The sequence below is a fragment of the Streptomyces pratensis genome, assembly GCF_016804005.1.
In the GTDB taxonomy this organism is placed as follows: domain Bacteria; phylum Actinomycetota; class Actinomycetes; order Streptomycetales; family Streptomycetaceae; genus Streptomyces; species Streptomyces pratensis_A.
This window is the reverse complement of record NZ_CP051486.1, coordinates 5,276,553-5,298,090: the sequence shown is the minus strand read 5'-3', so window position 1 is coordinate 5,298,090 and position 21,538 is coordinate 5,276,553. Positions and strand designations below refer to the sequence as shown.

Annotated in this window: 19 protein-coding genes; 13 read left to right on the top strand and 6 right to left on the bottom strand. The window is 71.7% G+C overall.

Going from position 1 to position 21,538, the window contains the following annotated elements:
- Positions 1-23: 23 nt before the first annotated feature.
- From HED23_RS21560 to HED23_RS21525, 8 genes are all read left to right on the top strand, one after another.
- A complete protein-coding gene (locus HED23_RS21560) occupies positions 24-1,133 on the top strand; it encodes a quinone-dependent dihydroorotate dehydrogenase (protein WP_203185024.1) in 1,110 nt (369 codons plus the stop codon).
- Positions 1,130-1,969: an orotidine-5'-phosphate decarboxylase gene (pyrF, locus tag HED23_RS21555; RefSeq protein ID WP_203185023.1), complete on the top strand. Its 840-nt coding sequence runs from the start codon at positions 1,130-1,132 to the stop codon at positions 1,967-1,969. Before HED23_RS21560 ends, pyrF begins: the two co-directional genes overlap by 4 nt.
- A 244-nt stretch (positions 1,970-2,213) precedes the next feature.
- Positions 2,214-2,537, top strand: coding sequence for an integration host factor (locus HED23_RS21550; RefSeq protein WP_018524251.1), 324 nt, complete (start codon positions 2,214-2,216; stop codon positions 2,535-2,537).
- A gap of 38 nt (positions 2,538-2,575) precedes the next feature.
- Positions 2,576-3,193 carry a guanylate kinase gene (gene gmk / locus HED23_RS21545; protein ID WP_203185022.1) on the top strand — a complete coding sequence of 206 codons (618 nt, stop codon included), beginning with the start codon at positions 2,576-2,578 and terminating at the stop codon, positions 3,191-3,193.
- A 102-nt stretch (positions 3,194-3,295) separates the two neighbouring features.
- Entirely contained in the window at positions 3,296-3,568 is a 273-nt protein-coding gene (gene rpoZ / locus HED23_RS21540) for a DNA-directed RNA polymerase subunit omega (protein ID WP_003970369.1), read from the top strand.
- Between the two features lie 177 nt (positions 3,569-3,745).
- Entirely contained in the window at positions 3,746-4,948 is a 1,203-nt protein-coding gene (gene coaBC / locus HED23_RS21535) for a bifunctional phosphopantothenoylcysteine decarboxylase/phosphopantothenate--cysteine ligase CoaBC (RefSeq protein ID WP_203185021.1), read from the top strand.
- 241 nt (positions 4,949-5,189) lie between these two features.
- On the top strand, positions 5,190-6,398 hold the full coding sequence (gene metK / locus HED23_RS21530; protein WP_203185020.1) for a methionine adenosyltransferase: 1,209 nt from the start codon (positions 5,190-5,192) through the stop codon (positions 6,396-6,398).
- 122 nt (positions 6,399-6,520) lie between these two features.
- A complete protein-coding gene (locus HED23_RS21525) occupies positions 6,521-8,665 on the top strand; it encodes a primosomal protein N' (protein WP_203185019.1) in 2,145 nt (714 codons plus the stop codon).
- Positions 8,666-8,813: 148 nt separating this feature from the next.
- Here HED23_RS21525 and HED23_RS21520 read toward each other — a convergent pair whose 3' ends face one another.
- Complete coding sequence (locus tag HED23_RS21520) at positions 8,814-9,329, bottom strand: hypothetical protein (protein WP_203185018.1); 516 nt, start codon at positions 9,327-9,329, stop codon at positions 8,814-8,816.
- Between the two features lie 261 nt (positions 9,330-9,590).
- On the opposite strand from HED23_RS21520, the gene fmt reads away from it, so the two are divergent.
- Both fmt and HED23_RS21510 read left to right on the top strand, forming a co-directional pair.
- Positions 9,591-10,523 carry a methionyl-tRNA formyltransferase gene (gene fmt, locus HED23_RS21515; protein ID WP_203185017.1) on the top strand — a complete coding sequence of 311 codons (933 nt, stop codon included), beginning with the start codon at positions 9,591-9,593 and terminating at the stop codon, positions 10,521-10,523.
- Positions 10,524-10,603: 80 nt separating this feature from the next.
- On the top strand, positions 10,604-12,037 hold the full coding sequence (locus tag HED23_RS21510; protein WP_203185016.1) for an RsmB/NOP family class I SAM-dependent RNA methyltransferase: 1,434 nt from the start codon (positions 10,604-10,606) through the stop codon (positions 12,035-12,037).
- Positions 12,038-12,073: 36 nt separating this feature from the next.
- Here the strand turns inward: HED23_RS21510 and HED23_RS21505 are convergent, their stop codons facing one another.
- The 4 genes from HED23_RS21505 to HED23_RS21490 form a co-directional block, all read right to left on the bottom strand.
- Entirely contained in the window at positions 12,074-13,009 is a 936-nt protein-coding gene (locus HED23_RS21505; protein ID WP_203185015.1) for a TauD/TfdA dioxygenase family protein, read from the bottom strand.
- A 69-nt stretch (positions 13,010-13,078) separates the two neighbouring features.
- Positions 13,079-13,948 (bottom strand): ABC transporter ATP-binding protein, encoded by an 870-nt coding sequence (locus tag HED23_RS21500; protein ID WP_238442071.1) that lies wholly within the window; start codon positions 13,946-13,948, stop codon positions 13,079-13,081.
- Positions 13,932-14,987 (bottom strand): ABC transporter substrate-binding protein, encoded by a 1,056-nt coding sequence (locus HED23_RS21495; protein ID WP_203185014.1) that lies wholly within the window; start codon positions 14,985-14,987, stop codon positions 13,932-13,934. Before HED23_RS21495 ends, HED23_RS21500 begins: the two co-directional genes overlap by 17 nt.
- 78 nt (positions 14,988-15,065) lie before the next feature.
- A complete protein-coding gene (locus tag HED23_RS21490; RefSeq protein ID WP_203185013.1) occupies positions 15,066-15,947 on the bottom strand; it encodes an ABC transporter permease in 882 nt (293 codons plus the stop codon).
- A gap of 719 nt (positions 15,948-16,666) precedes the next feature.
- Here HED23_RS21490 and rpe point away from each other — a divergent pair.
- Together rpe and HED23_RS21480 are read left to right on the top strand one after the other, a co-directional pair.
- Positions 16,667-17,350, top strand: a complete 684-nt coding sequence (gene rpe / locus HED23_RS21485; RefSeq protein ID WP_203185012.1) for a ribulose-phosphate 3-epimerase — start codon at positions 16,667-16,669, stop codon at positions 17,348-17,350.
- A gap of 139 nt (positions 17,351-17,489) precedes the next feature.
- Positions 17,490-18,476 (top strand): sugar-binding transcriptional regulator, encoded by a 987-nt coding sequence (locus HED23_RS21480; protein WP_203187585.1) that lies wholly within the window; start codon positions 17,490-17,492, stop codon positions 18,474-18,476.
- 97 nt (positions 18,477-18,573) lie between these two features.
- Here the strand turns inward: HED23_RS21480 and HED23_RS21475 are convergent, their stop codons facing one another.
- Positions 18,574-19,626 (bottom strand): terpene synthase family protein, encoded by a 1,053-nt coding sequence (locus HED23_RS21475; RefSeq protein ID WP_203185011.1) that lies wholly within the window; start codon positions 19,624-19,626, stop codon positions 18,574-18,576.
- Positions 19,627-19,919: 293 nt separating this feature from the next.
- Between HED23_RS21475 and HED23_RS21470 the strand changes: the two genes are divergently transcribed.
- Positions 19,920-21,386, top strand: coding sequence for a GuaB1 family IMP dehydrogenase-related protein (locus HED23_RS21470; protein WP_203185010.1), 1,467 nt, complete (start codon positions 19,920-19,922; stop codon positions 21,384-21,386).
- Positions 21,387-21,538 lie beyond the last annotated feature (152 nt).

Below are 21,538 nucleotides of genomic sequence, written 5' to 3'. Positions count from 1 at the left end.
CCCCTCTTCATGAGGACACCGTGATGTACAAATTCTTCTTCCAGCTGGTCTTCAAGCGCATGGACCCGGAGCAGGCCCACCACCTGGCCTTCCGGTGGATCCGCCTCGCCGCCCGCACCCCCGTGCTCCGCACCTTCGTCGCCGCCGCGCTCGCCCCCCGCCACAAGGAACTGCGCACCGAGGCGCTCGGCCTGCGGATGCACGGCCCCTTCGGGCTCGCGGCCGGATTCGACAAGAACGCCGTCGCGATCGACGGCATGTCGATGCTCGGCTTCGACCACATCGAGATCGGCACCGTCACCGGTGAGCCGCAGCCCGGCAACCCGAAGAAGCGGCTGTTCCGCCTGGTCGCCGACCGGGCCCTGATCAACCGCATGGGCTTCAACAACGAGGGCTCGGCGGCCGTGGCGGAGCGCCTCGCCACCCGCACCCCCGTCTTCCGCACGACCGTCGGCGTCAACATCGGCAAGACCAAGGCCGTCCCCGAGGCCGAGGCCGTGGGCGACTACGTGAAGTCCACCGAGCGGCTCGCCGCCCACGCCGACTACCTCGTCGTGAACGTCTCGTCGCCCAACACGCCCGGTCTGCGCAACCTCCAGGCCACCGAGGCACTCCGCCCGCTGCTCACAGCGGTGCGCGAGGCCGCCGACCGGACGGTCACCGCCCGGCGCGTCCCGCTGCTCGTCAAGATCGCCCCGGACCTCGCGGACGAGGACGTCGACGCGGTCGCCGACCTCGCCGTCGAACTCGGTCTGGACGGCATCATCGCCACCAACACCACCATCGCCCGCGACGGCCTCGGCCTGAAGTCCGACGCGTCCCTGGTCGAGGAGACCGGCGGACTCTCCGGAGCACCCCTCAAGGAGCGCTCCCTGGAGGTCCTGAGCCGCCTGTACGCCCGTGTGGGGACCCGGATCACCCTGGTGGGCGTCGGGGGCATCGAGAACGCCGAGGACGCCTGGCAGCGCATTCTGGCCGGTGCCACCCTCGTCCAGGGCTACAGCGCCTTCATCTACGAGGGCCCGTTCTACGCCAGGGCGATCCACAAGGGCCTGGCCGCCCGCCTGGCAGCCTCCCCGTACGCCACCCTCGCCGAAGCAGTCGGCGCCGAGACACGGAAGGTCATGCAGTGACCCCTGAACCCTTCGGCGCGCGCCTGCGCCACGCCATGGACACCCGAGGGCCGCTCTGCGTGGGCATCGACCCGCACGCCGCCCTGCTCGCCTCCTGGGGCCTGAACGACGACATCGCGGGTCTGGAACGCTTCACGCGTACGGTCGTCGAGGCCCTGGCCGACCGGGTCGCCGTACTGAAACCGCAGTCCGCCTTCTTCGAGCGCTTCGGATCGCGCGGCATCGCGGTCCTGGAGAAGGCCGTCGAGGAGGCGCGCGCGGCGGGAGCCCTCGTGCTGATGGACGCCAAGCGCGGCGACATCGGCTCCACGATGGGCGCCTACGCCGCCACGTACCTCGACAAGGACTCGCCGCTGTTCTCCGACGCGGTCACCGTCTCGCCGTACCTCGGCTTCGGCTCGCTGCGCCCCGCGCTCGACGCCGCCGCGGTCTCCGGCGCGGGTGTCTTCGTGCTCGCCCTCACCTCCAACCCGGAGGGCGCGGAGGTCCAGCGCGCCACCGCCTCGGACGGGCGGTCGCTGGCCCAGGTGATGCTCGACCACATGGCGGCCGAGAACGCGGGCGCGACGCCGCTCGGCTCCGTCGGCGCGGTGGTCGGTGCCACGCTCGGGGACGCGGGCGCGAACCTGGCGATCAACGGCCCGCTGCTCGCTCCCGGCATCGGCGCCCAGGGTGCCACGCCGGCGGATCTGCCCCGCGTCTTCGGCGCCGCGGTGGGCAATGTCGTGCCCAGCGTGAGCCGGGGCGTGCTGCGCCACGGACCGGACGCGTCAGGGCTGCGCGAAGCCGCCGGACGGTTCGCGGACGAGGTCCGAACGGCCGTCCCGGAAAGCTGACCATGCCACGTAACAGCCTGTTGACGGAATCCTGACCAGAATTCCGGGTTGTTATGGCCGAAATGTCCGGGTCGGTTGAGGCTGACCAGGACTTTTCCGCTGTTCTCGCTGACTCAGGCGGCCTTGGCCGCTAGTCTCCGTCGAGAGCCAACGAGTACAGGTTGTTCGTTGCTCACCAGGTGTGGAGCTGTCAGGTTCCTCACCGGTCCGTATCCGACAGATCGACATCCGAGGTGACGTAGGCGTGGCTCTTCCGCCCCTTACCCCTGAACAGCGCGCAGCCGCGCTCGAAAAGGCCGCCGCGGCTCGCCGGGAGCGGGCCGAGGTCAAGAATCGACTCAAGCACTCCGGTGCCTCCCTCCATGAGGTCATCAAGTCGGGCCAGGAGAACGACGTCATCGGCAAGATGAAGGTCTCCGCTCTTCTCGAGTCCCTGCCGGGCGTGGGCAAGGTCCGCGCCAAGCAGATCATGGAGCGGCTCGGCATCTCCGAGAGCCGCCGGGTCCGGGGTCTCGGCTCCAACCAGATCGCATCCCTGGAGCGTGAGTTCGGCGGCAGCGCCGCCTGACGTTCTCAGGCACTCCTGAGAACGGGGATAATCGCCCCATGGCTGCAACATCCCGGGGGACGTCCCCCGTACCCCCGGACGTACGTCCGCGGCTGACCGTGCTCTCCGGCCCCTCCGGGGTCGGCAAGAGCACGGTCGTCGCTCATATGCGTAAGGTTCACCCCGAGGTCTGGCTCTCGGTGTCCGCGACGACCCGTAAGCCCCGCCCCGGCGAGCAGAACGGCGTCCACTACTTCTTCGTGGACGACGAGGAGTTCGACAAGCTGATCGCCAACGGCGAACTGCTGGAGTGGGCCGAATTCGCAGGCAACCGCTACGGCACGCCCCGCCGTGCCGTCCTCGACCGCCTGGAGGCGGGTGAGCCGGTGCTGCTGGAGATCGACCTCCAGGGTGCGCGGCTGGTCCGCCAGTCGATGCCCGAGGCGCAGCTCGTCTTCCTCGCGCCGCCCGGCTGGGACGAGCTGGTGCGCCGGCTCACCGGCCGGGGGACGGAGGCGCCCGACGTCATCGAGCGACGGCTCGCGGCCGCGAAGGTCGAGCTGGCTGCCGAGGCGGAGTTCGACACCACGCTCGTGAACACCTCCGTCGAGGACGTGGCGCGCGAGCTGCTAACGTTGATGCTGCAGGCTTCCGGCCTCCGCGGTACCGAAGACTGACCTCACCGGTCCTCACCCGGTCCACGGACGCAGAGCATCACCACTGCGGAACCAGCATGATCAAAGATCTCTTTGATCTCTATCCCCTTCGGAAGGCAGAGAGTGTCCTCTTCCATCACCACGCCCGAGGGCATCATCAACCCGCCGATTGATGAGCTCCTCGAGGCCACCGACTCGAAGTACAGCCTTGTGATCTACGCCGCCAAGCGCGCGCGTCAGATCAACGCGTACTACTCGCAGCTCGGTGAAGGCCTCCTCGAGTACGTCGGTCCGCTCGTCGACACCCACGTGCACGAGAAGCCGCTCTCGATCGCGCTCCGCGAGATCAACGCGGGCCTGCTGACCTCCGAGGCCATCGAGGGCCCCGCGCAGTAAGCAGGCGGTACGCAGGAAACGCTCCTTCACCACAGGCCCGGCGGCCGGTAACCGCCGGGCCTGTGGTGTGTCCGGCGGCCGACCCGCCGGAGCGCGTCCCGGGCGGTGAGGCAGCATGGGTACGTACGTCATGAGGCCGCACGTGAGTGCGCGGAGACACGAGTGCGGGGAGACGCAGTGGAGAAGCCGAGGGTCGTCCTTGGGGTCAGCGGGGGCATCGCCGCCTACAAGGCGTGCGAACTGCTTCGCAGGCTGACCGAGTCCGGCCACGACGTACGGGTCGTGCCGACCGACGCGTCGCTGAACTTCGTCGGAGCGGCCACCTGGTCCGCCCTCTCCGGGAACCCCGTGTCGACCGAGGTCTGGGACGGCGTGCACGAGGTGCCGCACGTCCGGATCGGCCAGGCGGCCGATCTCGTCGTGGTCGCCCCCGCCACCGCCGACATGCTCGCCAAGGCGGCCCACGGCCTGGCCGACGACCTGCTCACCAACACGCTGCTCACCGCACGCTGTCCGGTCGTCTTCGCGCCGGCGATGCACACCGAGATGTGGGAGCACCCCGCCACCCAGGAGAACGTGGCCACCCTCCGCCGCCGCGGAGCCGTCGTCATCGAGCCCGCCGTCGGAAGGCTCACCGGCGTGGACACCGGCAAGGGCAGGCTGCCGGACCCGGGGGAGATCTTCGAGGTCTGCCGACGCGTCCTGACCCGTGGCCCCGGTGCCCCCGACCTCGCGGGCCGTCATGTGGTGATCAGCGCGGGCGGCACCCGCGAGCCTCTCGATCCGGTGCGCTACCTGGGCAACCGCTCCTCGGGCAAGCAGGGCTACGCCCTCGCCCGCACAGCCGTCGCGAGGGGCGCCAGGGTGACGCTCATCGAGGCCAACACGGGTCTCCCCGACCCCGCGGGCGCCGACGTCCTGCGTGCCGGAACCGCCGTGCAGCTGCGCGAGGCCGTGCTGAAGGCGGCGGCCGACGCCGATGTGGTGGTGATGGCCGCGGCGGTGGCCGACTTCCGGCCCGCCGCCTACGCGACGGGGAAGATCAAGAAGAAGGACGGCCAGGAACCGGCCCCCGTCGCGCTCGTCCGCAATCCGGACATCCTCGCCGAGGTCGCCGCGGACCGGGCCCGGCCGGGGCAGGTCGTCGTGGGATTCGCCGCCGAGACCGACGACGTACTCGTCAACGGCCGGGAGAAGCTCCGCCGCAAGGGCTGCGACCTGCTCGTCGTCAACGAGGTGGGGGAACGCAAGACTTTCGGGTCCGAGGAGAACGAGGCGGTCGTCCTCGGGGCCGACGGTGGGGAGACCGCTGTGCCGTACGGGCCGAAAGAAGCACTCGCCGACACCGTTTGGGACCTCGTGGCGGCGCGTTTCGGCTAGATTGCCGCCAGCGTCTTTCCGTCGTGAGGAAAGTCACGACAAAGAGCCACAACTCGCGTCCTGGGGGAGGAATTGTCGTACTGCCGTCAAGCGTGCCGCAGGTCACAGACCTCCCAAAGGGCGAGACACGTGACCCATTCACCGGAAGCGACCGATAAACTGGTCGACGGAATGTGCCGGGCGCAGCTCCCGGACCTCCATCAATGATCAGCCAGCAGCCGCTGCAACCCCAGGGAGCGATGTGTCCCGCCGTCTCTTCACCTCGGAGTCCGTTACCGAGGGCCACCCCGACAAGATCGCTGACCAGATCAGCGACACGATTCTCGACGCGCTCCTGCGTGAGGACCCCTCCTCGCGCGTCGCTGTCGAGACCTTGATCACCACTGGTCTGGTGCATGTCGCGGGTGAGGTCACGACCAAGGCCTACGCCGACATCCCCAACCTCGTGCGCAACAAGGTGCTGGAGATCGGCTACGACTCCTCCAAGAAGGGCTTCGACGGAGCCTCCTGTGGCGTCTCGGTGTCCATCGGGGCGCAGTCCCCGGACATCGCCCAGGGCGTCGACACCGCGTACGAGAAGCGTGTCGAGGGCGACGAGGACGAGCTCGACAAGCAGGGCGCGGGCGACCAGGGGTTGATGTTCGGCTACGCCTGCGACGAGACGCCCGAGCTGATGCCCCTGCCGATCCACCTCGCGCACCGGCTCTCGCGCAGGCTCTCCGAGGTCCGCAAGAACGGGACCATCCCGTACCTGCGCCCCGACGGCAAGACCCAGGTCACCATCGAGTACGACGGCGACAAGGCCGTGCGCCTCGACACGGTGGTCGTCTCCTCGCAGCACGCCTCGGACATCGACCTCGACTCGCTGCTCGCACCCGACATCCGCGAGTTCGTCGTCGAGCACGTCCTGAACCAGCTCATCGAGGACGGCATCAAGCTGGACACCGATGGCTACCGTCTGCTGGTGAACCCGACCGGCCGCTTCGAGATCGGCGGCCCGATGGGCGACGCCGGCCTCACCGGCCGCAAGATCATCATCGACACCTACGGCGGCATGGCCCGCCACGGTGGCGGCGCCTTCTCCGGCAAGGACCCGTCCAAGGTCGACCGCTCGGCCGCCTACGCCATGCGCTGGGTCGCCAAGAACGTCGTGGCGGCCGGGCTCGCCACCCGCTGCGAGGTCCAGGTCGCCTACGCGATCGGCAAGGCCGAGCCGGTGGGCCTGTTCGTCGAGACCTTCGGCACCGCCGCGGTCGACACGGAGAAGATCGAGCACGCGATCGGCGCGGTCTTCGACCTCCGTCCCGCCGCGATCATCCGCGACCTCGACCTGCTCCGCCCGATCTACGCCCAGACCGCGGCGTACGGCCACTTCGGCCGGGAGCTCCCCGACTTCACCTGGGAGCGCACGGACCGCGTGGACGCGCTGCGTGAGGCCGCCGGGCTCTGACGCCCAGCGCCTTCAGCACTCGGGACCGGGGCCCGGACACCGCACACGGTGTCCGGGCCCCGGTGCGTGGGGCCGTTCCGGAGGGCCGGGACGTGTCGGTGGCGTCTGGTAGGAATGTTGCTGTGAGCAGCGACGACGAGCGGTCCGACGAGCCCGGGGCAGGGGCACCGGAGCAGCTTGCGCTCATCCGGGAGACGGTGCGCCGGGCGAAGGTGCCACGTGCCAAGCCGCGGACCTGGCGGGGCGCCGCGCTCGCCGGGGAGCTGCCGGTCGCCCGCGTCCTCGTGAACAAGGGCGCGCTCCACCTCGATCAGTACTTCGACTACGCGGTCCCGGAGGAGCTCGACGCGGACGCGCAGCCCGGAGTCCGGGTCCGGGTGCGCTTCGGGGCCGGAGGACGCCAGGTCCGCGGCGGCAGACGCGAGGGCGGCGGTCTGATCGACGGCTTCCTGATCGAGCGCCGGGCCACCTCGGACTACCAGGGAGCGCTGGCGGCCCTCGCCTACGTCGTCTCACCCGAGCCGGTGCTGGGGCCGGAGCTGCTCGAGCTCTCGCGGGCCGTCGCCGACCGGTACGCCGGCAGCCTCGCGGACGTGCTGCAGCTCGCCGTGCCGCCGAGGAACAGCCGCGCCGAGGGCAAGGCGTCGCCCGCACCCCTGCCGCCGCCACCGGTCCCGGCGCCCGGGACCTGGGAGAGGTACGCCCAGGGCCCCGGATTCCTGCGGGCACTGGCCGAGGGCGGGTCACCCCGGGCCGTGTGGACCGCGCTGCCCGGACCGCACTGGCCCGAGGAGATCGCCCGCGCCATGGCCGCCACCCTGGCCTCGGGCCGGGGCGCGCTCGTCGTCGTACCGGACGGACGGACCGCGGGGCGGGTCGACGCCGCGCTCACAGCCGTGCTGGGAGACGGGCACCACGCTCTGCTGACCGCCGACTCCGGTCCGGAGAAGCGCTACCGGCAGTGGCTGGCGGTGGCGCGCGGATCCGTGCGCGCGGTGGTCGGGACCAGGGCCGCGATGTTCGCCCCGGTCGGCGACCTGGGCCTGGTCGCCCTCTGGGACGACGGGGACTCCAGCCACAGCGACGACAACGCCCCGTTCCCGCACGTCAGGGAGGTTCTGGAGCTGCGGGCTGCGCATGGCCGCTGCGCATTCCTGCTGGGCGGGACCAGCTGCACGGTGGAGGCCGCCCAGCTGGTCGAGAGCGGCTGGGCGCTCCCCCTGCGCGCGGACCGGGACCAGCTGCGCGTCGCCGCGCCCCTGGTGCGCACCGTCGGCGACGGGGAGCTCGCGCGGGACGGCGCGGCCCGCTCGGCGCGGCTGCCCAGTCTCGCCTGGCAGACCGTACGGGACGGCCTGCGCAGCGGCCCCGTGCTCGTCCAGGTGCCACGCCGGGGCTACGCGCCCAGGCTGGCCTGCGAGCGCTGCCGCGAACCCGCGCGGTGCCGGCACTGCGCGGGGCCCTTGCAGGCACCGGACCAGCAGGATCTCGACTGCGCGTGGTGCGGGCGGGCCGATAGGGCCTGGACCTGCGCCGCCTGCGGCGGGGTGCGGCTGCGGGCACAGATCGTGGGGGCCCGCAGGACCGCCGAGGAGCTCGGGCGTGCCTTTCCCGCCGTCCCGGTGCGGACGTCCGGGCGGGATCATGTGCTGGACTCCGTGCCCGGGGCCCCCGCCCTCGTCGTGAGCACCCCGGGGGCGGAGCCGGTGGCCGAGGGCGGTTACGCGGCGGCGCTGCTGCTGGACGGCTGGGCGATGGTCGGCCGGCCGGACCTGCGGGCGGGCGAGGAGGCACTGCGTCGCTGGACGGCCGCCGCAGCGCTGGTGCGGGGGCAGCCGGAGGGCGGCACGGTGGTGATCGTGGCCGAGCCGACCCTGCGGCCCGTGCAGGCCCTGGTCCGCTGGGACCCGGTCGGTCACGCACGCCGTGAACTCGCGGAGCGAGCCGAGCTCGGATTCCCGCCGGTGTCCCGGATGGCATCGGTCACCGGCCCGCCGGAGGCCGTGGCCGCCTACCTCGCCGGGGCGGAGCTGCCGCGAGAGGCGGAGGTGCTCGGCCCGGTGCCGGTACAGGGAGCGACTCCCGGCAGGCCACGCCGGCAGGGGGACTCCCCGCCCGGCGAGACCTGGGAGCGTGCGCTGGTCAGGGTCCCGCCGGGGCGGGGGGCGGCGCTGGCGTCCGCCCTGAAGGCGGCGCAGGCGGCCCGGACGGCCAGGGGCACCGGTGACCCCGTACGGATCAGGATCGATCCGCCGGACATCGGCTGACGCGAGCCGGGCAAAGGGTGCGCCTGAGGCCCGGAGTGCCTGGCCGCCGTGCGCCATCGACAGCGGGACGGCCCCGTCGCCGGCCGTGACTGCCGGCAGCCGTCGTCAGCAGCCGTCGTCGGCAGTCGTCCGTCGGCAGCCGCAGCCGTCACCCGTTGCGCGGGCCGGGGAAGGCGCCCGGGCGCTCCGACGGCTGCGGGGGCATCGAGCGGGCCGCCGGTACGACCGGCAGCCCGGGGGAGGAGGCCGGCGCCGCCGGCACCGCTCGGTTCGCGTTCTCCGAAGCGCCTTCGGCGGGCGGCCCGGGCTGCGGGGTGGCGCGACGTGCGCCGTAACGGCGGTGCACCGCTTGCTTGGTGACCCCGAGGGCGGAGCCCACCGCGTCCCACGAGAAGCCCAGCGAACGGTCGAAGTCCACCGCCGCGGTGACCAGCGTCTCGACGCTGTCGCGCAGTTCCTGTGCGAGCCGGACCGTCGGGGCCGGTGCCCTGCCGTAGACGACGAAGCCCGCGGACGGGCCGGAGCGGCGCGGACGGTAGACGTTGCCGAGCTGCGCAGTGAGCGTACGCAGCGCGTCCACCTGCCGCCGGACCCGCTCGATGTCCCGCACCAACAGGTGCAGACTGGCACGCGCTTGGGCGTCGTGGGTTGCGTGGTCGGCCATGAACAAGCCTCTCGAACCGGCGTTGAAATGGATCGGACCGCACGGTGGCGGCCCACTTCGGTCAATCTCACTTGACCAACGCGTCACCCGGCCATGTGGTCACGCAACAGGGGCGTATGCGCACATGCGCGGGGCGCGCGGGCGTCCGTACGCCCCCCGCCCGCCGGAGCCCGGCCTGGCCGGGCGGGACCCCGGGAGGACCCCCTAGACTGGTGTGCTGCTCGCCACGTACGTTCCGGCCCGAGAGGCAGTCCGCCACCCATGAAGCTCGTCTTCGCAGGCACCCCCGAGGTCGCCGTTCCCGCTCTGGACGCCCTGATCGCCTCCGGCCGCCACGAGGTGGCCGCCGTGGTGACCCGTCCCGACGCACCGGCAGGACGGGGACGCCGGCTGGTGGCCAGCCCTGTGGCCGAGCGCGCGGAGGAGGCGGGCATCGAGGTGCTCAAGCCCGCCAGGCCGCGCGACGAGGACTTCCTGGCGAGGCTTCGGGAGATCGCGCCGGACTGCTGCCCCGTGGTCGCGTACGGCGCCCTGCTCCCGAAGACCGCTCTGGACGTGCCCGCCAGGGGCTGGGTCAACCTGCACTTCTCGCTCCTCCCCGCATGGCGCGGGGCCGCACCCGTGCAGCACGCGGTGATGGCCGGGGACGAGGTCACCGGTGCGTCCACCTTCCTGATCGAGGAAGGCCTGGACTCGGGTCCGGTGTACGGCGTCCTGACCGAGGAGGTCCGGCCCACCGACACCAGCGGTGACCTGCTCACCCGGCTCGCCTTCGCCGGTGCCGGGCTGCTCGCGGCGACCATGGACGGCATCGAGGACGGAACCCTGCACGCCGTCGCGCAGCCCGACGACGGCGTCACCCTCGCACCCAAGATCACCGTCGAGGACGCCCAGGTGCAGTGGTCCGCGCCCGCGCTCCGGGTGGACCGTGTGGTGCGCGGCTGCACCCCGGCGCCCGGGGCATGGACCCTCTTCCGGGGGGAGCGCCTCAAGCTGGTCCAGGCCACGCCGGTCCTGGACCGTACAGACCTGGCCCCCGGTGAGCTGTCCGCAGGCAAGAACAACGTCTACGTGGGTACCGGCTCGCACGCCGTGGAGCTCCTCTGGGTCCAGCCGCAGGGCAAGAAGCCCATGAAGGCCGCGGACTGGGCCCGCGGCGTGCGGATCGCCCACGGGGAGCTCCTGGGCCTCTGAGGCCTCGGGACGGGCATGCGGAGGCGGGCGACGTACGCTGGACGGGTTAGCCCCCTCACCATCAGCGGAGCACCTTTCACGTGAACGACCAGCAGCGTCGCCGTCCCGCCAAGCCGCATCGCCGCCCCAAGAAGGATCCGGTCAGGTTCCTCGCCTTCGAGGTGCTCAGGGCCGTCGACGAGCGGGACGCCTACGCCAACCTCGTCCTCCCCCCGCTGCTGAAGAAGGCACGCGCGAAGGGCGATTTCGAGGGCAGGGACGCCGCGCTGGCGACCGAGCTGGTCTACGGGACCCTGCGCCGGCAGGGCACCTACGACGCGATCGTCGCCGCCTGCATCGACCGGCCCCTGCGCGAGGTCGACCCGCCGGTGCTCGACGTGCTCAACATGGGCGTCCACCAGCTGCTCGGCACCCGCATCCCGACCCACGCGGCCGTCTCCGCAAGCGTGGAGCTGGCGCGGGTGGTGCTGGGTGAGGGCCGCGCCAAGTTCGTCAACGCGGTGCTGCGCAAGGTCTCCGCCCACGATCTCGACGGGTGGGTGGAGCGCGTGGCGCCCTCGTACGACGAGGACCCCGAGGAGAACCTCTCCGTCGTCCACTCCCACCCCCGCTGGATCGTCTCCGCCCTCTGGGACGCGCTGGGCGGCGGCCGCGCCGGGATCGAGGACCTGCTGGAGGCGGACAACGAACGGCCCGAGGTGACACTCGTCGCCCGCCCCGGCCGGTCCACCACCGACGAACTGCTGGACGCCCTCGGCGACGAGAGCGGCCTCCCCGGCCGCTGGTCGCCCTACGCCGTGCGGATGGCCGAGGGCGGCGAGCCCGGAGCCCTGGCCGCCGTGCGGGACGGCAGCGCCGGTGTGCAGGACGAGGGCAGCCAGCTCGTCGCCGCCGCCCTTGCCAATGCTCCGGTCGAAGGCGACGACACCCGGTGGCTGGACGGCTGCGCCGGTCCCGGCGGCAAGGCCGCGCTGCTGGCCGCGCTCGCCGCCGGACGCGGGGCCACCCTGCTCGCCTCGGAGAAGCAACCGCACCGTGCCCGGCTCGTCGAGCGGGCGCTGGCCGGCAATCCGGGGCCCTACCAGGTGATCACCGCCGACGGGACCCGGCCGCCGTGGCGGCCCGGCTCCTTCGACCGGGTCCTCGTGGACGTACCCTGCTCCGGCCTCGGAGCGCTGCGCCGGCGTCCGGAATCCCGCTGGCGTCGCCGCGCCGAGGACCTGGAGAGCTTCGCCCCGCTGCAACGCGGTCTGCTGCGCGAGGCGTTGAAGGCCGTACGGATCGGAGGGGTCGTCGGCTACGCGACCTGCTCGCCCCATCTGGCGGAGACCAGGGTCGTCGTCGAGGACGTACTCAAGGGGCGTGGCGGAGCGCCCGCCGAGGCGGAGTGGGTCGACGCCCGGCCACTGTTCCCGGGTGTCCCCGCTCTCGGGGGCGGGCCGGACGTCCAGCTGTGGCCGCACCTGCACGGAACGGACGCGATGTACCTCGCCCTGCTGCGCCGCACGGGCTGACCCGGCGGCGCAGCCCGGACGCGCGGGCGCCGTCCGTCAGCGCGGACGGTCGCCCGCGACGGCGACGCGTTCGGCCACCCTGCGGTGCGGGGCGTAGTCGTTCACCGCGTAGTGCTGTGTCGCACGGTTGTCCCAGAACGCGACGTCCCCCGCGCGCCAGGTGAAGCGCACCTGGTACTCGGGCACGTGCGCCTGCTGGAACAGCAGCCGCAGCATCCGGTCGCTCTCCTCCTGCTCCCAGCCCACGATCCGGGTGGTGAACGAGGTGTTGACGAAGAGCATCCGGCGTCCGGTGCCGGGGTGCGTCCGCACCACCGGGTGCTCGACCGGGGGGAAGCGGTCCTGGAAGGCAACCAGCCGCTCCTCGGGCGTGAACCGCGCGAAACCCGGCACGAAGTCGTGAACCGCCCGTGCCCCTTCCAGACGCGCCTTCACCTCCGGCGGAAGGTTGTCGTACGCGGCTGCCATGTCGGCCCACATCGTGTCGCCACCGTACGGAGGCACTTCGCGCAGGTGCAGGACCGCACCCAGTGCCGGCCGCTCGCGGAACGTCACATCGGCGTGCCAGACGTTCTCGAAGCCTGGCGTCGACGAGCGGTCGAAGCGCGCCACCTCCGGATCGTCCCCGGTGGCCAGCAGCGGGTTGGTCTCCAGCTCGCCCCAGTTGCGGGCGAAGGCACGCTGCTCGGCCGGACCGGGGTGCTGCCCCCGGAAGAAGAGCACCTTCCACTCCAGCAGCGCCCGGTCCAGCTCCTCGCGCACGGCGGGCGTGAGCGGGCGGGTCATGTCGACACCGCCGACCTCGGCGCCGATCAGCGGGCCGATCGGAACGACGTCGAAGAGCGTGTAGGGCCGGTCGGGCTGTCCCGGCGCCAGCCTGCGCAGCTCCCGGGGACCTTCGTACAGCCCGTCCGGAGGCAGCCGGGAGACGCGCAGTGTTGGGACCGAACCGATGGACGTGGTGAGGGACATGGGGGGCTCCTGTCTGTGTGCGGATGGTGTGCGGGCCGCCCGTCCTCGGACGGGCGGCCCGCACACGGCTCAGCGGGCCGCGTCGCGTACCGCCGCGCCGATCTCGGCGCGCAGCGCGGCGTACTCGGGCAGTCCCCGCAGCCCGTCCGGATCGTCGCTCCCGGTACGGGGCAGGGGGATGGGGACGTCCAGCGCCACGGTGCCGGGACCGCTGCTCAGGACGACCGCGCGGGTGCCGAGGAAGACGGCCTCGTCCACGCTGTGCGTGACGAAGACCGAAGTGATGCCCGTCCGCGCGCTCACCGTCCGCAGGTCCTCCTGGAGCCGCTCCCGGGTGAGCGCGTCCAGGGCTGCGAACGGCTCGTCGAGCAGCAGCAGATCCTTGCCGCCGGCCAGGGCACGGGCGATGGCCACCCGCTGCTGCTGGCCTCCCGATATCTGCCAGGTCCTGCGTCGTGCGGTGCCGGCCAGCCCGACCCGCTCGAGCAGCTCCTCGACGCGCGCGGGGCGCTCGGCCCTGGGGACTCCGGCGTAGCGCAGCGCCAAGGAGATGTTGTCGCCCACCGTGAGCCAGGGGAACAGCCGCGGCTGCTGGAAGACGACTCCCGCCTGGCGGCCCGGCTCCGGTGTCCGGCCGTGCACGGTGACATCGCCCGAGGAGGCGTGCTCGAACCCGGCGATCAGCCGCAGCAGCGTGCTCTTGCCGCTCCCGGACGGGCCGACGAGCACGAGGAACTCGCCCGCGGGGATGTCGAGCGACAGCGGGCCGAGGGCCGTGACGGCGTCCGTGCCCCGACCGTAGCGGTGGGTCACCTCACGCACCGACACCGCTGAGGTGACGGTCGCCGTACCGGCCCGGTCCTCTCCCGGAGCGGCCTCCCGGTCCTCTCCCGGAGCGGCCTCCCGGGCATCGGCTCGGTGGTCATCCGGAGACGGCATCGCTGAGCCCTTCCACGTACACGGCCTTCTCCAGCTCCGCGAGTTCCGGCGCTGCCGGGATCTGCTTCTGCCCGGCCAGGAACTCCGCCGCGCTCCGCAGGTTCTGTGCCAGGCCGCCGACCCGGCCCGGGCGGCCGAGCCACTTGTCGTCCGCCTGTTCGGCCGGCTTGAGGAAGATGCCCTGCTTCAGCTGGGCGGCGGCCTCCTGGGGGCTGACCCCGAGCTGCTTGCCGACGGCCTCGGCGGCTGCCGACGGGTCGTCGTGGATCAGGTTCAGCGCCTGTGCCTGGGCCTTGCGCCAGGCGGCGATGACCTCGGGCTGCTTCTCGATGAAGGCGGTGGACGCCACCCCCAGGTCGAGCGTCGGCTTGCCGGCCGCGGCCAGTTCGCGGCTGGACAGCAGGGTCTTGCCGGTCTTCCCCAGTTCGTCGAGCGTGGGCAGCCAGACGTAGGCGGCGTCGATGTCCCCGCGGGACCAGGCCGCGACGATGTCCTGCGGTTCGAGGTCGAGCAGATCGACCTTCGACGCGTCCACGCCCGCCTTGTCGAGAGCGGCGAGCAGGCTGTAGTGCGAGGTGGAGCTGAAGGGTGTGGCGACCTTGCGGCCCACGAGGTCCTCGACGTCGTCGACGCCGGAGCCGTCCCGGGCCACCAACGCCTCGTTGTCGCCGGCGACGTCCAGCACCCACGTGACCTGGTAGGGGATGTTCAGGGGCTCCGACAGCCCGCGCGCCACAGGGCTGGAGCCGATCGCGGCCAGATCGACCGAGCCCGCGACGAAGGCGGTGTTGATGGTCGCGCCCGAGTCGAATTTGATCCACTTGATCGTGTGGTCCGGCAGGGCCTTCTCCAGCAGTCCCTTCTCCTTCACGATCAAGTCGCCGCTGGGGAAGGCCTGGTAGCCGATCCGAATCGTCCTGCCGTCGCCCTGGTCGTCACCGCCCGCGCCGCCGCCGGTACCGCAGGCGGTCACCACGACGAGTGCTCCCAGAGCCGCTACGAGCATGGAGGTGCGGCGCAGACCGCGTGTTCCGGGCATGGGATTGTCCTTCGTTCGTTGATCGGAGGGGACGGGCACAGGAAGGGGGCAGGGGAGCGGAAGTGCACGAGCGGACGTTCACGACAGCCGGCGCCACGGCGCGAGCCGGTTCTCGGCACCCCTGAGCAGGGCGTCGATGAGCAGGCCGGAGATGCCGATGGCGAAGAGCCCGAGGACGACCACGTCGGACTGGTTGTAGCGCTGCGCATCCCGGATCAGGCCGCCGATGCCGGGCAGTCCGTTGACGGTCTCGGCGGCGACCACCGAGGAGTAGGCGATCCCGAAAGCCAGCCGGACGCCGACCAGGATCTCCGGCAAGGCGGACGGCAGGACTACGGAGGCCACCACCTGCGAGCGGCGTGCCCCGATGGCCCGCGCGGCCTCGACCAGCGAGGCGGGCGCCGACGCGACGGCGGACGCGGTGGCCACGGCCACGGGGGGCATGGCCGCGATCGCCAGCAGCCACAGCTTGGGTGCCTCGTCGATGCCGAACCAGATGATCAGCAGACTGAAGTAGGCGAGAGGCGGCAGGGTCCGGAGGAAGGCCACCGCCGGTTCGAACACCACCCGGACCCACGGCAGCGTGCCCATCAGCACGCCGGCCACGAGCCCGGCCAGGACGCCGGCGCCCGCACCGATCGCGATGCGCCGCAGGCTGATGCCCAGATGCTCGATCAGGGTGTGACCCTGGTAGCCGCGCACCCCGTCATGGGTGCCGGAGGTCTCCACGAGCGCGTCCCAGACGGCCGACGGCGGCGGCACCAGCAGCGGCGACCACAGCCGCAGGGCGGTGACGAGCTGCCAGAGCGCGAGCAGCACGATCAGCGCGAGCAGCCGCAGGCCCACCCTGCGCAGCCGCGCGGCCCGCTCCGGCGAGCGGCGGCGCGGTGGGGGCGCGGGAGGGGCGGCGGAGGGCGCAGGGCCGGACGGCTGCTTCTCCGTGGTGGTGGGTGTGCTCATGGCGGACTCCGTCGAGAGGTGCCGAGGCGCGGGGCCGCCGGGAGGGCGTACCGGGCCGGGCAGGGGGTTGCGGGGCGCGGACGAGAGCGCCCACGGGCAACGGGGGAGGAGTGGTATCCAGGAACGGGTGCGGCCGACGCGCAGTACGCGGACGGGAAGTGTCCGGTCCGGGCTCGCGGACGGGATTCCGGGGGAGACCGCCGGCTCACCCGAGGGGCGGCCGGAAGGCGGGCGGACGACGCCGCGCAGTTCTGGAAGCGCTCAGCGCTGCCGGGCCAGGCTCAACAGGAGCAGCTGGTCACACGGCAGAGATCGATGCTGATGCGCTCCTTCAGGAACTGGTCGCTGATCACGGGGAGTTTCTAACACAGCCTCAGTGCGGACACCAGGGGCTGTCCGCGCCCTGGTACCGACCGGAGCCGTTCGGGGTACGCGGTTTGCCGCCCGGCCCGCCGGGTCCGGACCTCCGCGGGCCGCCCCGGGGCCGTGGGCCCGGGGGATCCGGACGTCGTCGGGACGTCGAGGGCTCGGCGTCCCCGTTCACGAAGGCGGCTCCCGGCGGGCCGGGACCGGAGACGGAATCGCAGCCGGAATCGCGGTGCGCGGGAGCCGCAATCGCGGTGCGCGGGAGCCGGGACCGCGCGAACCGTAATGATCCCGTGAGGCTTTGAGGCGCACCGAGGCAAGGAAGTGACGCGGAGCATGGCAGGCTTGGGTACATGGCCCAGATCAACCCCAGCATTCTGTCCGCCGACTTCGCCCGTCTCGCCGAGGAGGCGAAGGCCGTGGACGGCGCCGACTGGCTCCATGTCGATGTCATGGACAACCATTTCGTGCCCAATCTGACACTCGGCGTGCCCATCGTGGAGGCGCTGAGCAAGGCCACGGACATCCCGCTGGACTGCCACCTCATGATCGAGAACGCGGACCGCTGGGCGCCGCAGTACGTGGAGGCCGGTGCGGGTTCGGTCACCTTCCACGCGGAGGCCGCGGCCGCGCCCGTACGACTGGCCCGGGAGATCAGGGCGAAGGGCGCCCGCGCATCCATGGCGCTCAAGCCCGCCACGCCGATCGAGCCGTACGAGGACCTGCTGCCCGAGCTCGACATGCTGCTGATCATGACCGTGGAGCCTGGCTTCGGGGGCCAGGCGTTCCTGGACATCATGCTGCCGAAGATCCGGCGCACCCGTGAGCTGATCTCGAAGCACGGCCTCGAGCTGTGGCTGCAGGTCGACGGCGGGGTCTCGGCCACCACGATCGAGCGGTGCGCCGAGGCGGGCGCGGATGTGTTCGTCGCCGGCTCGGCGGTCTACGGGGCCGAGGACCCGGCCGAGGCGGTGCGGGCACTGCGTGCCCAGGCGGACACGGTCACGGCTGCCGCACCCTGGGCATGCGGCCACTGAACCAAGCTCAGATGAACGTGGCCCGACGGGCCTGATCAAGGATCGCCGGATCTGACAGGATGAACGGCGTATCGGGCGTGTGAACAGCAGTGAGGAGATCGCGGTGTCTGGCATCTCGGCGGGTCGGTCAGCCATGCGGATGGGACCCGCGGAGCTGGTGCAGGCGGCGGCCATGGCCCGCCGGTTCTACCTGGAGGGAAAGTCGAAGATCCAGATCGCCGAGGAGTTCGGCGTCAGCCGCTTCAAGGTGGCCCGGGTTCTGGAGACGGCCCTCGAGCGCGATCTCGTACGGATCGAGATCCGGGTACCGGCGGAGCTGGACGCGGAGCGCTCCGACGCGCTCCGGGCACGCTACGGCCTGCGGCACGCTGTCGTGGTCGAATCCCCGGCGGAGGAGCAGGACGACGCCGCCGATCCGGAGAACCTGGGTGAGGTGGCGGCCGACCTGCTCGGCGAGCTGGTGAACGAGGGGGATGTGCTGGGGCTGGCCTGGGGCCGCTCCACCATCCACATGGCGGCCGCCCTCGACCGGCTGCCCCCGTGCACGGTCGTGCAGCTGACCGGGGTCTACGACGCGGGTACGGCCGAGCGCGGCTCGGTCGAGGCGGTCCGCCGCGCCGCACAGGTGTCGGGCGGTGAGGCGCACCCGATCTACGCTCCGATGCTTCTGCCCGACCCCGCGACGGCTGCCGCGTTGCGGCACCAGACGGGTATCGCCCGCGCTTTCGAGTACTTCGACAAGGTGACGGTCGCCGCGGTCTCCATCGGTTCCTGGGAACCCGGAATCTCCACCGTCCACGACATGCTCTCGGACGAGGAGCGGGGCCACTACGCGTCGCTCGGTGTGGCGGCGGAGATGTCCGCCCACCTCTTCGACTCGGACGGGCGCCGGGTCGGCCGCGATCTCGGTGAGCGGTGCATCACCGTGGAGGCGGACCGGCTGCGCCGGATCCCCGAGGTGGTGGCCATCGCCGGAGGACAGCGGAAGGCGGCGGCGATCGGTGCGGTGCTGCGCTCGGGGCTGGTCACCAGCCTCGTCACGGACACTGCCGCGGCCGACTACCTCCTGACGGAGTCCGCCGCGGGTCAGCGGCCGGCGCTGGAGCGGGCGGACCCCGACGACTGACCCTGAGCACGAATGGCCGGGTCGCGGCCCGAGGGCCGGTCACGGAAGGAGGCCGGGCACCCACTGCGGGTGCCCGGCCTCCTTCCGTGATCCGTCCTCAGCGGCCGTCCGCCGCGCCCAGCGCCGAGTGGTCCGCGCCCGCACCCAGGACGGACTCCTCCAGATAGGCGCCCGGCTCGGCGTACTGGCTGACGTCCGCCGGGTTGTAGCGGGGGGTCTGCCGCGACCAGTCCAGATTCCCGCGCATCCAGCTCCGCATCCCGTCGAGATAGGGCACGAGCAGGCCCGCCAGCTCCGGGTGCGTGTGGAGCAGCTCGTCCTCGGCGGTGAGGAAGCGTTTCGTCTCGGTGGCGATCTCCGCGCACACGTGTTCCAGTGCCTGCCGCTTGCCGTAGCCGCGGTGGTGGCGGACCAGGTGGACGAGATTGTGGATCTCGCCCAGCACCTGTTCCTTCTCGTAGGAGTAGACGTCGTTCGCCCAGCACACGACGTTGCAGGACGCTTCCAGCGCCGTGATGAAGCGGGCGTCGTTGTGGACCGACTCGGGCGCTCCGATGCCCACGACGATCTCGATCAGGTCCATGCACACGTGGATCGCCCCGGTGTGCCTGCGCTTGGCGATGTACGTCGCCTCGGACGGCACGACACCGTCGGCGCGGTTCCCCGCCTCCCAGGTGGTTGCGGTCGTCAGATACTTCATGAGGTGCCAGGTGAAGCGCGTGCGCCACTGGGGCGCGGCCTGCGGAACCGTACGTTCCCACAAGTCCGTCAGGGCGACGAGCGCGGCGGGGGCCTCCTCGTCCGGCCGGAGAGCGGGAGCCGTGCCGTCGACCACGGAGAGCATCCGCCGCACCACGTCGCGTACGCGGTCGGGGCTGCGGCCCAGGTGTCCGTCGTCCAGCTGGTCGTCGACGAGGAACAGCCAGACGAACCAGTCGGCGACCAGGTCCAGGTGCTCGCTGTTCGCGGTCGGGTAGACCATGCCCACGAAGGCGCCGAAGTCGGCCTGCTCGAAACGTCGTCTGGCTGATTCCCGGTGTACCAGGCCGGTGTGCCGGGTCCAGGTGTCCAGGTGCTCACGGGTGTGACTCACGTGCGGATTGCTCCGCTGGGGGAACGGGCAGTAGATGTCGGGCAGTTCGCTCTCCACAGGCGGATCCCCATCCTCTCCGGCCGTACGCGTGACAGGTGTGCCGGGCAGTGGGCGGCACCGCGCCTACCGCAGGGACCTGCGGATTTGAAGCTACCTGACCCCCTGTCACCCGGTCCAGGGATCGTGATCGCGAAGGAGCGAATCGTGTTCGGGTAGGGTCCATGGGTAAGGCAGGCTTCCACTTGCCCGGCCCCCCGGCGGCTCCCTTGGAGGAACTGACGAACGCGGGGGTCCATTGCTGTGTCTTCGTGGAAACGACCTGCACCGTTTCATATGAAAAAATGGGTGTTATGCGTTTTCTTGAACCCGGCACCGGTCGCTTCACGACCTCTCCCTCGGTCCCTTACGACCTCACGTACGACGATGTCTTCATGGTTCCCGGCCGTTCGGCGGTGGGGTCCCGGCAGGCCGTGGATCTCTCCTCGCCGGACGGCAGCGGTACCACCATTCCGCTCGTCGTCGCGAACATGACCGCCATCGCGGGCCGCCGGATGGCCGAAACCATCGCCCGGCGCGGCGGGCTGGTCGTCATCCCCCAGGACATCCCGATCGAGGTCGTCACCGAGGTCATCGGCTGGGTCAAGAAGCGCCACCTCGTGCTCGACACGCCGATCGTGCTGGCCCCCGGCCAGACCGTCGGCGACGCGCTCTCCCTCCTGCACAAGCGGGCCCACGGAGCCGGCGTCGTCGTCGACGCCGAGCACCGGCCGGTCGGGGTCGTCACCGAGCACGACCTGACCGGCGTCGACCGTTTCACCCAGCTGTCCGAGGTCATGTCCAAGGACCTGGTCGTGCTCGACGCGGACATCGACCCGCGTGAGGCCTTCACCAGGCTCGACGGCGCCAACCGCAAGCTCGCTCCGGCGGTCGACGCGGACGGCAGGCTCGTCGGCATCCTCACCCGCAAGGCCGCGCTGCGCGCGACGCTCTACACCCCCGCGACGGACGCGGAGGGCAAGCTGCGGATCGCGGCGGCCGTCGGTATCAACGGCGACGTGGCGGGCAAGGCCAAGCAGCTCCTCGACGCGGGCGTCGACACGCTCGTGGTGGACACGGCGCACGGCCACCAGGAATCCATGATCAGCGCGGTCGCCGCCGTCCGGGCGCTCGACCCGGCCGTACCGGTCGTCGCGGGCAACGTCGTGTCGGCCGAGGGCGTGCGCGACCTCATCGAGGCGGGCGCCGACATCATCAAGGTCGGTGTGGGGCCCGGCGCCATGTGCACGACCCGGATGATGACCGGCGTCGGCAGGCCGCAGTTCTCCGCCGTACTGGAATGTGCCGCCGAGGCGAGGAAGCACGGCAAGCACGTCTGGGCCGACGGCGGTGTCCGGCACCCGCGCGACGTGGCGATGGCGCTGGCCGCCGGCGCGTCCAACGTCATGATCGGCTCCTGGTTCGCCGGTACGTACGAGTCGCCCGGCGACCTCCAGCAGTCCGCCGACGGGCGGTACTACAAGGAGTCGTTCGGGATGGCCTCGGCGCGCGCGGTCAAGAACCGCACCTCGGAGGAGTCCTCCTACGACCGGGCCCGCAAGGCGCTGTTCGAGGAGGGCATCTCCACGTCGCGGATGTTCCTCGACCCCACCCGCCCCGGTGTGGAGGACCTGGTCGACTCGATCATCGCCGGTGTCCGTTCCTCCTGCACCTACGCGGGTGCGTCCTCACTGGAGGAGTTCGCCGAGAAGGCGATCGTGGGTGTGCAGAGCGCCGCCGGTTACGCGGAGGGCAAGCCCCTCCACGCCAGCTGGAGTTGATTCCGAGGCCCGTGCGGCCCTGCTCGAAGGGTGCCCCTCCCCGGCGTTCGCGCCAGGAGGGGCACCCTTTTTCATGTGCGCCCGAGCCCGACGACGGTGGATCGTCTTCACATGGGGCACTCCCGTATCCCCTTCAACTTGGTTGAAGGATA

Excerpts from the sequence above, each read along its gene's own strand:
- rpe (WP_203185012.1), top strand. The coding sequence starts at position 16,667 with ATGGCCCAGATCAACCCCAGCATTCTGTCCGCCGACTTCGCCCGTCTC.
- HED23_RS21500 (WP_238442071.1), bottom strand. The coding sequence starts at position 13,948 with ATGCCGTCTCCGGATGACCACCGAGCCGATGCCCGGGAGGCCGCTCCG.
- HED23_RS21480 (WP_203187585.1), top strand. The coding sequence starts at position 17,490 with ATGGGACCCGCGGAGCTGGTGCAGGCGGCGGCCATGGCCCGCCGGTTC.
- gmk (WP_203185022.1), top strand. The coding sequence starts at position 2,576 with ATGGCTGCAACATCCCGGGGGACGTCCCCCGTACCCCCGGACGTACGT.
- HED23_RS21560 (WP_203185024.1), top strand. The coding sequence starts at position 24 with ATGTACAAATTCTTCTTCCAGCTGGTCTTCAAGCGCATGGACCCGGAG.
- fmt (WP_203185017.1), top strand. The coding sequence starts at position 9,591 with ATGAAGCTCGTCTTCGCAGGCACCCCCGAGGTCGCCGTTCCCGCTCTG.
- HED23_RS21505 (WP_203185015.1), bottom strand. The coding sequence starts at position 13,009 with ATGTCCCTCACCACGTCCATCGGTTCGGTCCCAACACTGCGCGTCTCC.
- HED23_RS21495 (WP_203185014.1), bottom strand. The coding sequence starts at position 14,987 with ATGCCCGGAACACGCGGTCTGCGCCGCACCTCCATGCTCGTAGCGGCT.
- HED23_RS21490 (WP_203185013.1), bottom strand. The coding sequence starts at position 15,947 with ATGAGCACACCCACCACCACGGAGAAGCAGCCGTCCGGCCCTGCGCCC.
- HED23_RS21470 (WP_203185010.1), top strand. The coding sequence starts at position 19,920 with ATGCGTTTTCTTGAACCCGGCACCGGTCGCTTCACGACCTCTCCCTCG.
- HED23_RS21520 (WP_203185018.1), bottom strand. The coding sequence starts at position 9,329 with ATGGCCGACCACGCAACCCACGACGCCCAAGCGCGTGCCAGTCTGCAC.